The sequence below is a fragment of the Natrinema versiforme JCM 10478 genome, from assembly GCF_000337195.1.
Taxonomy (GTDB): Archaea; Halobacteriota; Halobacteria; order Halobacteriales; family Natrialbaceae; genus Natrinema; species Natrinema versiforme.
Map to the genome: position 1 here is coordinate 119747 of NZ_AOID01000063.1, position 14616 is coordinate 134362.

Annotated in this window: 7 protein-coding genes; 5 read left to right on the forward strand and 2 right to left on the reverse strand. The window is 58.7% G+C overall.

What is annotated here, in order from left to right; genetic code table 11:
- The first annotated feature begins 945 nt into the window (after positions 1-945).
- The 5 genes from C489_RS21180 to C489_RS19755 all read left to right on the forward strand — a co-directional run bounded on the left by C489_RS21180 (position 946) and on the right by C489_RS19755 (position 9839).
- Positions 946-2085, forward strand: coding sequence for a Cdc6/Cdc18 family protein (locus tag C489_RS21180; RefSeq protein WP_006433155.1), 1140 nt, complete (start codon positions 946-948; stop codon positions 2083-2085).
- An 838-nt stretch (positions 2086-2923) separates the two neighbouring features.
- Positions 2924-6022, forward strand: coding sequence for an FAD-binding and (Fe-S)-binding domain-containing protein (locus tag C489_RS19740; RefSeq protein WP_006433156.1), 3099 nt, complete (start codon positions 2924-2926; stop codon positions 6020-6022).
- Between the two features lie 64 nt (positions 6023-6086).
- Positions 6087-7475, forward strand: a complete 1389-nt coding sequence (locus C489_RS19745; protein ID WP_006433157.1) for an SLC13 family permease — start codon at positions 6087-6089, stop codon at positions 7473-7475.
- A 1030-nt stretch (positions 7476-8505) separates the two neighbouring features.
- Positions 8506-9348, forward strand: a complete 843-nt coding sequence (locus tag C489_RS19750; protein ID WP_006433158.1) for a ParA family protein — start codon at positions 8506-8508, stop codon at positions 9346-9348.
- Positions 9345-9839 (forward strand): hypothetical protein, encoded by a 495-nt coding sequence (locus tag C489_RS19755; protein WP_006433159.1) that lies wholly within the window; start codon positions 9345-9347, stop codon positions 9837-9839. Before C489_RS19750 ends, C489_RS19755 begins: the two co-directional genes overlap by 4 nt.
- Before the next feature lie 837 nt (positions 9840-10676).
- Here C489_RS19755 and C489_RS19760 read toward each other — a convergent pair.
- On the reverse strand, positions 10677-12278 hold the full coding sequence (locus C489_RS19760) for a BCCT family transporter (protein ID WP_006433160.1): 1602 nt from the start codon (positions 12276-12278) through the stop codon (positions 10677-10679).
- 356 nt (positions 12279-12634) lie between these two features.
- Positions 12635-14155, reverse strand: a complete 1521-nt coding sequence (locus C489_RS19765; protein WP_049891147.1) for an aldehyde dehydrogenase family protein — start codon at positions 14153-14155, stop codon at positions 12635-12637.
- Positions 14156-14616 lie beyond the last annotated feature (461 nt).

The following is a 14616-nucleotide window of genomic DNA, read 5'->3' on the forward strand; positions in this document are numbered from 1 at the left end:
CCGCAAACGTTGCGACAGCCACCAGAGAAACGGTTCGACTATCGTCCGAAACCGAGTCGGCCCTATTTGGTATCGCTGCTGAAATGCAGTCACCTCATTGCTCTCGTAGCGCCCCTCGAGTCTCTGTTGTGACTCTCGAGGCGAGACCATGGAGCGGACTCATTCGAGAGGGGGAGATGGATGTCGATCACATCGAACGGATCGCTGACGGAGTCCTCACTCGTTGAATCAATCTTCCAGACGCCGTGTTGGACTGCCACAAGCAAGAGACAGCCGATGAGAACAGCATGATGACTCGAGATAGATACCGGACGTAACGCTGACTGATTATATTGAACTGGAGCCTATCTCGTCGTAGCAGACACACCCCTCGTTGCCGCTGTATAGCTGCTTGAAATCCCTTCTACCGACTAAAATTCTGAGATGTACTTATACGGCTGATCTAGCTGTCCGTTTGTGGGGACGGAGTGTCGAGTTATCATTACAACTAAGTACTATTGCTTCGGAACGACCACTAAGTGTATTGAACGGAGATTCCTGCTCGAGACGAACTGTACCGCAACGTTCTCGGTCTCATTTCTGCTGTCACGCTGTCTTTCATTGGGTCCTGCGGTCACCGGACTATTTCAACTTGCGCCGGCCATCAAATTGTTACAGCGGCAACGAGGGGTGTGTGTCTCCGAATACAGCGGCACTCCGCACTCACCATTCTTCGAGTGAGCGTATCTCTTCCCGATATCCGAATCTATACAGCGGAAACGCAGTGCATCTTCTCATTTCTCGATCCTGTTTTGATCAGTACCACTGGGAACTCAGCGTTGGACTCGTATACAGCGGCATTCCGGAGTATCGATGATTTATACAGCGGAATCTCGGGGTGACGTTGATCCCAATACAGCGGCACTCCGGGATGTAATTCGCGACCAATAGCGTCTCAAAAAGTTGTTGCAAGTTTCTCATCTTCCGGACGGTGATCGAATCATCGGTCGCGAAGACGAACTCACAAATTTGGCGAACGCGATTAAGCCTGCGACGCGTGGGAATACGCCGAACAATGTGCTCGTCTACGGAAAAACGGGGACTGGAAAATCCCTCTGTTCGAAGTTCATCACGAATCAGGCTGTGAATCAGGCCGCAAGCAATGATATCTCGATCGGTGTCGCCTATATCGATTGTTTGCAGGAATCAACGGAAACGCAGGCCGTCCAGTCTATCGGTTACCAACTGAACGAGCCGACGAAAACTGACGTATCAATCCCTCACTCCGGTCTTAGCACGTCGGAATATTATCGCCGCCTCTGGCGAATTGTTGACGACCGGTACGATGTTGCCCTGATAATCCTCGATGAAGTCGACAAGATCGAGGACGACGATATTCTTATGCAACTCTCTCGAGCGGTTGAGTCGGGGAAACTCACCGAAAGCACAATTGGCGTGATCGGAATTTCGAATAAGGTTCGGTACAAGGAGTCCCTTGACGAACGAATCAAGTCGAGTCTCTGTGAACGCGAATATGTTTTCTCACCATATGATGCGAATCAGATCCGAGAGATACTACATTCGCGATCTGATGCCTTTCATGAAGGTGTCCTCGATGAAGCCGTTATTCCTCGAGTAGCTGCGCTCGCTGCTCGCGAGCATGGTGACGCACGAAAGGCGATCGACATTTTCAGATTTGCTGGAGAGATTGCCGAGGAAAATGATCACGATGCCGTCGCTGAGGAATGCGTTGAACAGGCCCATGAACGTGAGGAAACCAGCCGTCTCGCTGAACTGATCTCGAAGAGTCCGAGCCATGCGAAACTGGTGCTTGAAGCAATGGCCTTCTTGTCTCAACAGAACGGTGGCAATGATGTCCCAATCACGACCAACGAAGTGTTTGATCTCTATAAGACCCTCTGCGACCGTGATGGCTCTGACCATCTCAAACTGCGCCGTGTTCGCGATATTCTGTCTGAACTCGAGTTCCTGTCGATAATTAATCAAGAGCGTAAATGGGCGGGGAAGGGCAAAGGGAACTACATGGAGAACAGATTGATTGACGATCCACAGGTCATTATTGCTGCTTGTAACGAATCTGAGTGACAGCACTTTTCGGAATGATCGATCCGTGTGGCTGTATTGACAGACGGCCGCAAACGACAGGTACATCGGCTAGCTGACAGCGCGTTGGACCCGTCGACGCCTAGGAGGGTTTCGCTCTTGTGCGCCTCTTGGATCGCTTTGCGCTCCAATGGTTGGTGAATCGAAAATTTGTCTCGACAGCAGAACGCAAAGTGTTCTGTGGACGGTGTCTCCGTCGCGGGCCACTATCAATAAGATAGATTATATCTTTAGTAGTGGATAATATTGGTACTACTATACAATAAAGCTAGAAACATGGCCAATTCTCGATGTCATAGTGTTCGGACGGCAAGACCCCGACCCAGACGTTGCGTTCCTGTGTCGTTTGATCGAGAAACACGGTCTCGACGGCACGGTGTTTTTGATCAATGGCTACGGATATCTAACTGTACTCTCCTGGTATGATTGAGAGGCCAAATCAACTATATCAAGAGATATCTGATCGAAAAGTGATTTAACACCCTCAAAATTTGGGTTAAATATTCCCATAACTTGTGGAGAAATTGGGCAAGTATCAGCGGACTAATTTAGAAGCTCGCACACTACTACAATAATAGCGACTAGATAAGTCACTTACTAGAGTGGCTTTACCGGAGGTACTAAACTAGACTGTGCCACGTCTCTCAAATTTTGGAACCCGTTTGGGAACGCGAATCTGACAGTCGACGAAATCCACCACCAGTGATATTTATACTGTCAGAAACTCCTCCTTTGAACGATGTCGACATCACGGCGTGGCGCATTGTCGAACGCTTTATCGTCGTGAACTGTATGACGACTCATTCGAAGGGTTAGCTGAATGACTGCGAGATCTAACACCGTATTCGACGCAGGGGGCGAGACCGAGGCCGAAATCGACGATCGGCGGGCCACGTACGATTTCGTCTCGGCGGACGTAGATCGACCCGCACTGGTCGACGAGATCCGCGACCGTGTCGAGGGTGACGTCCGGTTCGACACCTACACGCGGCAACTGTACGCGACCGACGCGAGCGCGTACGAACTGACGCCGATCGGCGTCGTCTACCCGAAGACGACTGCCGATGTCGCCGCGACCGTCTCGTACTGTGCGGACCGCGAGATCCCAGTCCTTCCGCGCGGCGGTGGGACGAGCCTCGCGGGCCAGGCGGTCAACGAGGCCGTCGTCCTCGATTTCACGCGCCACATGGATGACGTCGTCTCGATCGACCCCGATCAACACCGAGCCCACGTTGAGGCAGGGACAGTCCTCGGCGAACTCAACGACGCGCTCGCCCCCCACGGCCTGAAGTTCGCGCCCGATCCGGCGGCCGGGGACCGCAGCGCAATCGGCGGTGCGATCGGGAACAACTCGACGGGCGCACACTCGCTGGTCTACGGCAAGACAGACGCCTATATCGAGCAATGCGAGGCCGTCCTCGCCGACGGGTCAGTCGCCACGCTCGGCGAGATCACCGTCGCTGAGCTCCGTGACTCCGCCGATCCTGACGGCTCGCTCCTCGAGCGGATCCACGCCGAAGTCGTCCGAATCATCGACGAGGAAGGTGATGAGGTCCGGGACCGATTCCCCGACCTGAAGCGCAACGTTTCGGGCTACAATTTCGATGTCCTCATCGAAGAGGCCGAGACTGGGACCATTAACCTCGCGCGCCTGCTCGCGGGCAGCGAAGGAACCCTCGCTGTCGTCACCGAAGCCGAGGTGTCCCTCGAGCCCGTCCCGGAGACCAAGTCGGTCTCTCTGTTATTCTACGAGAGCGTACTCGATGCCGTGACCGATGTCCAGCACGTGCTCGAGCACGGGCCGGCCGCGGTCGAGCTCATCGATAACGTGCTCCTCGGGTTGGCTCGAGAGACGACCGAATTCGAGGCGGCGGCGTCGCTCGTCCCCGACGAGGCCGAGGCGGGGCTGCTGGTCGAATTCTATGCCGAGGACGACGACCACGGCCGCGAGCAGACCGCCGGCCTCCTCGCGGACCGGGTTCCGGGGACCGAGACCGAGGGGACGCCGGCCGAGGATCGATCGGCGATCGACGAGACGATCGCGTTCGCCGGGCTCGAGGCACATGACGAGGCCGAACGCGAGACTTTCTGGACGCTCCGGAAGGCCGGCTTGCCGATCTTGCTCTCGCGGACGTCCGACGAGAAGCACATCAGCTTCATCGAAGACTGTGCGATCCCGCCCGAACACCTCCCCGAGTTCGTCGAGCGATTCCGGTCGCTGCTGGCCGAGAAGGGCCGCGACGACGACGCGGCGTTCTACGCGCACGCCGGGCCGGGCGTCCTTCACGTCCGTCCGCTGGTCGATACGAAGGCCGACCGGGACCGCGAAGACATGGTCGCCATCGCCGACGAAGTGACGGACATGGTCGTCGAGTTCGGCGGCAGCGTTTCCGGCGAGCACGGCGACGGCCGGGCCCGCACCCAGTGGAACCACAAACTCTACGGCGACGACCTCTGGCAGGCCTTTCGCGATCTGAAGACCGCGTTTGACCCCGACTGGCTGCTCAATCCGGGCAACGTCTGCGGCGACCACGACATGAGCGAGCACCTCCGGTACGACGCCGACTACGAGTACGATGCCGGGCTCGAGCCGTCGTTGAACTGGGACAACGACAACGGCATGCAGGGGATGGTCGAACTCTGTCACGGCTGTGGCGGCTGTCGCGGCGAACAGGAGACTACCGGCGGCGTAATGTGTCCGACCTACCGCGCTGCCGACGAGGAGATCACGGCGACTCGCGGCCGTGCGAACCTCCTCCGACAGTCGATGAGCGGCGACCTGCCGGACGATCCCACCGACGACGAGTTCGCCGAGGAGGTACTGGACCTCTGTATCGGCTGTAAGGGCTGCAAGCGAGACTGTCCGAGCGGCGTCGACATGGCGAAGCTCAAGACCGAGGTCATGCACGAGCGCCATCAGGAACACGGCGCGAGTCTTCGGGACAGGCTCTTCGCCAACTTCGATACCCTGGCCGCCGTCGGCAGCGCGTTAGCGCCGGTCTCGAACCTCGCCCAATCGCTCCCCGGATCGGACTTCCTCGCCGAGAAGACGGTCGGCATCGCGAGCGAGCGGTCGCTGCCCGAATTCAGCCGCGAGACGCTCCAGGAGTGGTTCACGAAGCGCGGCGGCTCACGCATTCCCGAAGCCGAGGCCGAGCGCAAAGCCGTCCTCTTCGCCGATACCTACACGAACTACAGCCATCCCGAGGTCGGCAAGGCGGCGGTGCGCGTCTTGGAGGCCGCGAACGTTCACGTCGACGTGGCCGACCGGACCGACAGCGGCCGGCCGGCGCTCTCGAAAGGGTTTGTCGACGCCGCCCGCGATGCCGTCGCAACGAACGTGGCTGCACTCGAGCCGCGGATCCGCGAGGGCTGGGATATCGTCGTGGCGGAACCGTCCGACGCCGTGATGTTCCAGTCCGACGCCCTCGACTTGCGGTCGGGGACGGCTGTCGAGCGGTTCGCCGCGAACGCCTACGGCCTCTGTGAGTATCTGGACACGTTCCGGCTCGACGAGGCCGTCGAGTGGGCGGCACCCGCCGACTCTGTCGTCTACCACGGCCACTGTCACCAGAAGGCGGAGAAGAAAGACCACCACGCCGTCGGCGTGCTCCGGCGGGCCGGCTACGCCGTCGATCCGCTCGACTCGGGCTGTTGTGGCATGGCCGGCACGTTCGGCTACGAGGCCGAACACTACTCGCTGAGTCAGTCCATCGGCGACATCCTCGTCGATCAGATCGAGGACAGCGGTGCCGAGGTCGTCGCCGCACCGGGAACGTCCTGTCGGACCCAACTCGGCGACAGTCGAATCGAACCGGTTCCCGCCGACAGTTCGCTCGCTGGGACCTCGCTCGACGGCGAGTCGCCACCGACGCCGATCGAGTTGCTCGCACACGCACTCCCCAATAAACCGTTCTAATTGGTTCTGTCGGCACGTTCACGAATCACGACAATTTTATCGTTGTGTTGCCGAGCATCGGTTAATGACGCGATCGGAAGCGATCGAGGCGGTTCGATCACCGATATTCGCGTTTCCCCTCGCTATCGCCGTCGCCGTCGCAACGTGGCTGCTCGCTTCGGGGACGGCGGCGACGATGCTCGCCATCACGCTCTTCTGTATCGTTCTCTGGGTTCTGACGCCGGTTCCGCCCTCGCACACGGGACTGATCGGTCTCGGACTGATCGCCGTGACCTTCTCGACGGACTTAGCGCTCATCGGCTTCCAGAAACCGGCGACGTGGCTCATCGGATTCGGATTACTGATGGGCGAAGCGACACGCCAGAGCGGCCTCGCGAGCGGAGTCGGACGGTGGATCGCGACCAGAAGCATCGGCGACCCGACCGAGGCCGATTCGGTCCGAACCTACCGCCGACTGCTGTTCGCGCTCTCGATCGGTGCCCACGCGCTGGCCTTTCTCGTCCCCTCGGCGCTCGTCCGCATTCTCGCGCTCGCACCGATCCTCCGGGAACTCGGCTCGCTTTTCGACTCCCGAGCGGCTCGAGTCGGCCTCTATCTCGGCCCGTTGTTCGCGACGTTTTACGGCTCCGCGGGGATTCTGACCGCGGACCTGCCGAATATCATCATCTCGGGATTTAGTCAGTCGATCGCCGGACACACCATCTCGTGGTCCGAGTGGTGGCTCCACATGTACCCCGTCATGGGCCTCGCTCGCGTGTTACTGGTCATCGGGATCGTCTATGCCTTCTTTCGACCGTCGGCCGACTCGAGTTTCACGCTCCCCGAGGATGGGCCGGCGGACGGTGGCACCCAACGACGGATGCTGGCGTTCCTGCTCGTCGGCGCGTCGATCTGGGCGACGGATTTCGTCCACGGGTTCCATCCGGTGATCGGTGCGGTCGTCGTCGTCATCCTCGCGTTCCTGCCGACCGTCGGCGTCGCCGACTTCGACACTGCCGGTCGCGATGTCGACTTCTCGATTCTGTTCTTTATCGCCGCGGTGTTCGCCATCGGTGACGGACTGACCGAGACCGGATTCACCGATCGCTCGGCGACGTACTTGCTCGAGTTGATCCCGACGGACGGCTCGCTCGCAGTGATACTCGCCTCCGTCTTTTTCATCACGTTCGCACTCACCTTCCTGATGGAGGGGTTGGCGGTCGCGAGTGTCCTCACTCCGATTCTGATTCCCTACATCGATGCAGCGGGACTTCCGTTCACGCCCGTGTTGTTGGCCGAGGTGCTGGCGCTGAGTTCGTACTTCTTTCCCTATCAATCGGCGGTTCTCATCGTCATTCTGAACGAGGGCGATCTCGAGACCCGGGAACTGATCGTCACGACGGTCGCGTGTTCGGTCGCGACGATCGTGCTCTTGCTTCCGATCCAGTTCGGTCTGTTTAGTCTCTTCTACTGAGCGGGTGCTGATCCTCGAGGCGGTTCACTGAACGGGTACTGGTCCTCGAACTGGATCGCGTTCGATCACCGTGAGTGAGGATTCGATTCACCGCCGAAAAATATATCCTCCTGCGTGGCTATTCCGATATCCTATCTAGATGGGCTAACTGATTAGTCTAACTAATAGGACTATCTTAGAGGGTCGGATTCTCTCCAAACTGGCTGCGACCTGAGCTATCAACCAACTTTCTGAGTGCACAGTCTCCAAGATCTCGAGCAGTCGAGTCGTCCGAACGAGTGGCCGCTTTGTTCCGATCGGGTCCACGACTAATCGAATGGGCCGATCCAGATCTCGAGCACCAGCAACCATCCACATCTTCCGATCACTCAGTCAGCTGGTTCCACTCGTTCGGGTCGGTATGTTCGATGCAACTTCCGGTCAACTGTACACCACTGCTGGGCGATGATGATTAGTCTATTTCATTAGGCTAACTAGCTATGTTCTCGAATAGGACTGGCCAGCAATCCGCTATCGAGAATGTACCGATCCAGTTCGTCCAACGCGGTTTCCTCGTTCGGATGGCCTATTGGCAAGTTTAGGCGGCTGTGTCGGTTAGACCATAACGTTAGTCTTACTGGTTAGGCCATCTAATGATCTTTTCTAGATCGTCTACTTTCCGATTAGGCTTGCTGAATAGGCGGTTCGAATAGGTTCTCGGGTTCAAAGCTGAGTGAAGGACATCTCCATAGGCTGCTTCGTTAGTTGTCCTATTTGGTCTAACTGAATGGACCAACCAAATAGGCTAGCTAAATAGGCCAACTAGTTTTCCTTGCTTCTCAAGTAGCTGTCTCGAAATCGCCACTCGGAGCAGTTCTCTGCGTCGGCCGATCGATTCACTCTGGTATTGTTTCTCCCGCTCGCTCCGGTTCGGCTGGAGGAGAACACTTGTTAAAGCGACTTTTTAGTTAGGCTAACTGACTGGCCTAACCAAACGGACTATCGAGTACGTATGGCGAAGTATTATATTCGAGAAGACTAACTAACTCGTATGCTCACATATACGACCTACTCGGAGGCCGGCGGCGTCGGGAAGTCGACGATCGGTGCGGCGCTGCTCGAGGCCCACGCCAATCACGGGCTCGACGTGCTCGCGATCGATATGGATCAGCAAAACGGCTCGCTCACCTACCTCCTCGACGTCGACGCTCCTCGCGACGACAGTCAGGCGGACAACATCGTTCGGCACCTGATCGACCGACCGAAGGGCCCCCTCGAGGATCTCATTTACGAAACCGAGTCCGGCTTCGATCTCCTCCCGAGTCACAACATGCTCGAGAACCTCGAGGACCTCCTCAATCGCGCACAGCAGATGGCCGACGATCTCGGCGAGGGCGATGACTTCGATCCCTACGACCGGCTTCGACAGGTGCTCCTCGCGTCCAGTATCCCACAGGAGTACGACGTGATCGTCGTCGATCCGCCGGCGACTGCGGGCCCCCACCTCTACAACGCCGTGTCGGCGACGCGGAGCTTAGTGATTCCCGTCGAGCCCACCGGCAAGGGAATGCAAAGCGTCCTCGGACTAGAAGAGCTCGTCGACGGTCTCGAGGATCGACTCGAAGCCGAGATCGGCGTCCTCGCGGCCGTTCCCAACGGCGTCGGTCGGACGTCCGCCCAGGAGCGGTACCTCACGGAGATCCGCGATCGCGGGTATCCCGCCCCGGTCGCGATCCGCGAGCGCTCGTCGCTTTTCGAAGGCTGCTGGGACCAACAGTGTACGCCGCGACACTACGTCGAGGAACACCGCGACCGGCAACGCGACCACGAGATGGAGACACTCGAGAAGATCGATCAGCTGGCGACGGAGATCGAGGAGGTTGACGACCGATGAAGAAGGGATCCGGGAGCGATCCGTTTGCGGAGGTCCAAGAGGAAGCGGAGAGTGCTGACGCGGAATCGGAGACGACCGAAGAGACGCCCGCCACCGACGAGTCTGAATCCGACCCCGAGCCAGAGCAGCCGGTCACCGAAGACGCTGACTCTCGAGTCGAGTCCGAGACGGACACGGATCGGGACGATGAGAGCACCGCTGACTCGAGTGCGGAGATCATCGACGAGCCACCCCAAAACGGCGCTGACGATGGCGGCGTTCCCTGGGTTTACGTTCGGGATACGGTCAAGCAGGACCGCGAGATGGTCCAGTTCTATCTCCGAGATTACGTCGTCGACGCCGAGGACGAGTTTGTCGATGCGGTCAGCGACGAACTCGGGACCGACGTTTCGAAGACCGACGTTCGGGAAGCGGCCTACGAGGCGGCGATGCACAACGTCGACGAAGTCGTTGACCGACTCGAGGCGTGGGGCTTCGAATCGGAGGACTAACACCGTCCCTGTAGCAGTAGTTGTGCTCTGATTTCTTCTTCAGGACTTTTGCTGATCGTAGATTATTCGGCACTTTAACGGCTGTAACGAATAGGTTGGTCTGTGTGTCGTGTAGCAGGAACTGGCACCGCGACGGTTACTGAGCGTAGTTCTCGACCTGTCTTACTGAGTTATCGTTTCCAAATATAATTCGAGAAACCGAGAGGTTTAGTGTTGAGTGATTGCGAAAGATCGTTCACGACTGGGTACAGAAAGACGACCAACAGTCAGCGACTACACAAATCCGAATCCTGTGGCATTTGACGAAACTGTGATTCGAACGTGAGCAACAGTATTGGCTGTCTGCTGCAGTCGATCTGAAGCCGAACAGAATGCTCTATATACGCTGTTTTCAATGACTACGACCGCAACTCGGATTTTCCGTGAGAAATAACCGAAAAATCGGGACGCTGCCAAACGAATGTTCCAATTGATAAAACATATGGCCGCTATTGTATGATTTATCACCTCTGCCGGCATCTATCCATTATGTGACTAATGTGAACTCGGATTTGGTCTCGTTCTCATCGAGTTCGTCGCCGAAGTCGTCGTGCCTGGTCCCGGTGTTAGGGATCGCCGAGTGTCTCTCGCTGTCGAAGTCGGTCCACTCGAGAGGGGTTGCGTCGTTGGATCGCGCATTGTCGGTGTGGGAGCACCGCGAATACTACGTTTGCTCCCGTCCGAGCGTTCGGATCGGAAGCGGGATAGAATATCGAGCGACTCCGTCCGGCCGGTGTCGGTCAGCGGTCTCGAGGGCGTGAGTCGCTTTCGCCTTCTCCGTCGAACTGAACCGACATGCTAGTCATCGTCGTCCTGTCCCTGTTGGAGCGAAGAATCGGTGTTCGTGGACGTGATTAACGTCCCCTCGTTCGTTAACGTAGCCTCTCCCCGATAGTATTCGCGAGCGGTGACGTAACTCGCGTAGGCGATCGCGAGGAGGAAGAGCGTGAACGGGAGCGCGAGCACCGTGGGGAATGCTTGCATCGCATCGAACACCGGGAGCTCGAGCGTCATCACGCCGAGGAAAGAGAGCAGGACGCCCCACCACGCGCGGTTTCGAGCGTTCGGCTCCTCCGTGCCGAGCGTTATCGAGGAGAGGATGTACACGGCCGAGTCCAAGGACGTCACGACGTAGCCGGCGATCACCAATATGAGCAACACGCCCAGCAGGGGTGCGAGCGGCGTGAGAGTGACTGCAGTCGCGATCGAGGCGGGGATACCGCCGCTGGCAAACGCGTCGCTGACCGGCCCGATGTATCCCGGTGCGAGCACCCAGCCGCCGACGATAGAGTGCTGTACCCAGAGCAACACGCCGGGAATAATGACCAGGCAAACGAACGTCTCGCGGATGGTTCGGCCTTTCGACACGCGGGCGACGAAACTGCCGACGAACAGCCCCCAAGCGGCCCACCACGCCCACCAGAAACTCGTCCATTGTTGGGGCCAATTGCCCGCGGCCGTCGGGGCGGAGTACAGCGAGAGGCGGAACATGTTATTCAGCCAGACGCCGCCGGCGTCGAGTCCGAGGTTAAGTGTAAAGAGCGTCGGTCCGACCACGAGGAGCAACGCGAACGTGATCAACATGAGGATGACGGTGATTCGAGCGGCGTTACGAATTCCGCTTCGCAGTCCCAACCAGACGTCCCCAAGGAAGACCAGTCCGAGAACGCCGAACAGCCCGTACGTGAACAGCGTCGGGGGAACGCCAAACACCGTATCCAACAGGGCGGCGAACACTTGCGCGGAGAATCCGATAGCCGCCGCGACGCCGCCGATAATGGCGATCAACGCCGCCAAGTCGACGGTCCAGTAGAGAAGCTTGTACCGATCGTCGTCGAGGAAGACCTTCAGCATCGAACTGAACTTGTACGAGTCCGTACCGCGCGTGTAGATGATCAGTCCGAACGCCAACGCGAAGGGGGGATACCACATTGCGAGTCCCGGGAACACCTCGTGGATGAACATGAACGCGAGCGCAAGCGATTCGATCGGGGCCCCCCCGACCGGAAGCGGCTCCGGTGGCGGACTGTTCACGATCGAGATGGGTTCGCCGACCCCCCAAATGATGATCGACCCGCTGTAGCCGACCGTGAACACCATGGCGAGCCACGAGAACAAATCGAACTCCGGCTCGGCGTCCTGCCCGCCGATCCGAATGTGGCCGTATCGTGAGAAGACCATGTACGTCGAGAAGACGAGCAATACCATTCCGAGTAACATAAACCACCAACCGAAGTACGTCAGCACCCATCCGAAGGCCTCGTTAAACGTATCGTTCAGGACCTGTGGGCTTCGAATACCGACCGCTGCCAACGCCAGCAACGCCCCTCCCGTGATGAAAAACAGGAGTTTCTCACCGGCGTCTGCGCTTTCCAGACCGAATATGTGCCAGAATTTCATTATGTTTCGGTGTTGGAACTACACGTTTCCGTAATCGATCCCCAGTCCGATGCGTGACTCATGTTGTGTATTACCAGTGCATCTGCAATCCCAACCGAGAGACACTTATACGTTTCGACCATACCGACGGTTCAGTCGAACAATCCGGCCGGGGACATCAAAACGAGAATCCTCGAACGCAATCTCGAGCGCGAACCGAGCGCCGGCGGATGCGGTGTCGTACTCCGGCTGCCGCTTCGGTATCTCTCTTGCGTGTCTCCGTCGCTTCGGTCAGCGGTGACGAAGGCGGTCTTCTCGACTATGTTGTGATATCATCATCTCGTCAGTCACGCCGACACCGTCTTTTTGCGCCCCCGTCAGAGTTCTGGTTCATCGAGATTGACGTAGACCGATTTCGTCTGCTGGTAGTGGTCGAGCACCTCCGTTCCCAGATCTTTTCCGATACCCGACTCCTTGAAGCCGCCGTAGGGAGCCTGTGGCAGGATCGGACCGTACTCGTTGACGTACACGAGCCCCGCTTCGATGTCCGCCGCCGCGTTGTGGACGACGGACGTCCGCTCGGTCGCGATGCCCGCTGCGAGTCCGAATTCGGTGTCGTTCGCGAGTTCGATCGCTTCATCGTAGCTGGAGAACGTGTTGATCGTCTGTACGGGCCCGAAGATCTCCTCTCGAGCGATGCGCATATCGTTCTCTACGTCGTCGAACACAGTCGGCTCGACGAACCAGCCGTCCCGGAGACCGGAATCGTCCGGCGGACCGCCGCCCGTGAGCAGGGTCGCACCGTCGCTCTCACCGGCGGCGATGTATTCCGTGACCGTCTCGTACTGAGATTCGGTCGTGAGCGGCCCCATCGTCGTCTCCTCGTCGAGCGGGTCGCCGAGCGTGTAGGACTCGGCCTTCTCGACGAACCGGTCGACGAACTCCTCGTGAACGCTTTCGTGAACGAGCGCTCGAGAGAACGCGTCACAGATCTCTCCCGTGCTGTAAAAGATGCCGTCAGCGACAGCGGAAACGGCCTTCTCGAGGTCCGCGTCGGGAAACACGATAAACGGCGACTTCCCGCCGAGCTCCAACGTAACCGGGGCGACGTGTTCGGCGGCCGCCTTCATCACTCGCTGTCCGACGCCGACGCTGCCGGTAAACGAGAGTTTGCGGACGCCATCGTGCTCGGTCAGTGCGCCGCCGACCTCCGAGCCGGTCCCGGTGACGACGTTGAGCACGCCGTCCGGGAAGATGCCCTCGGAGAGTTCGGCGATACGGATCGTCGTCAGCGGGGCCTCGGCCGACGGCTTGAGAACGGTCGCGTTCCCCGTCCCGAGTGCGGGCCCGAGCTTCCACGCGGCCGCCCAGATCGGGAAGTTCCACGGCGTGATCTGTCCGACCACGCCGTAGGGCTCTTTCCGGGTGTAGAGGTGCAGATCCTCGGACGTCGATACCTGTCTCCCGTCCTGACTCTGGCCCTGACAGATCGACGCATAGTATTCCAGCGTTCCGATCGCTCCTTCGACTTCGCCTCGAGCTTGCGACATCGGCTTTCCGGTGTCTACGCACTCTAGGAACGCCAGTTCGTCGACGTGATCTCGGAGCACGTCGATCCACTCGAACATGCGCCGGGATCGCTCGGCAGGGGTCGTCTCCGACCACTCCTCGTCGAACGCGCGCCACGCGGCGTCGACCGCCGTATCGACGTCCGTCGGTCCGCAGCGCGGAATCGTGGTGATCGGTTCATCGACGACGGGATCGACGGTCTCGACGACCTCGTCCGTCTCGTATCGAGACCCGTCTATCCACGACTCGAACGCGCCGATATCCTCGACTCGATCTCTCACTTCCGCGTGATTCTCCCGTAACTGGCCGCTAACAGTCTCTGATACCATTTACAGGAGGTGATTTGTTACCATCCTTCATATAGTTTAGCATGGCCCTATCGAGGCTAGACTACGAGTCGAAAATTCGTTCCTCTCGGTCTCGTACTCCCGTTCCGTCTCACCTGATGCTACCGGCGACGAGCTACGTCCGTGAGGATGCGGGAGCCGGCGCGAGCCTGTCCGGAATCGATCGTCTCTTTCGTCGAAATCGACGCGCCACCGGTCGGGTCGTCGCTCCGTTCGAGACTCCGGGTCCGCGCGTTCACTGTCCGCCAGAAGCGGGAGAACACGGGCTCCCTCTCGCGGTATCGGAAACGGATGTGCTCGGCTGCGTCGACGGGTGACCGGGGCCAACTCTCTCGATCGGTTGCGTTTCGCGATCCGCGACGATCAGTACGCGTCCCGGGCGACTTCCAAGAGGTCGTCGGCGTCCGCAGCTCGAGGATTGTCGCTGTCTCTTATACACATCT

Coding starts and splice junctions, on each gene's coding strand:
- C489_RS19745 (WP_006433157.1), top strand. CDS start 6,087: ATGACGCGATCGGAAGCGATCGAGGCGGTTCGATCACCGATATTCGCG.
- C489_RS19760 (WP_006433160.1), bottom strand. CDS start 12,278: ATGAAATTCTGGCACATATTCGGTCTGGAAAGCGCAGACGCCGGTGAG.
- C489_RS19765 (WP_049891147.1), bottom strand. CDS start 14,155: ATGGTATCAGAGACTGTTAGCGGCCAGTTACGGGAGAATCACGCGGAA.
- C489_RS19740 (WP_006433156.1), top strand. CDS start 2,924: ATGACTGCGAGATCTAACACCGTATTCGACGCAGGGGGCGAGACCGAG.
- C489_RS19755 (WP_006433159.1), top strand. CDS start 9,345: ATGAAGAAGGGATCCGGGAGCGATCCGTTTGCGGAGGTCCAAGAGGAA.
- C489_RS19750 (WP_006433158.1), top strand. CDS start 8,506: ATGCTCACATATACGACCTACTCGGAGGCCGGCGGCGTCGGGAAGTCG.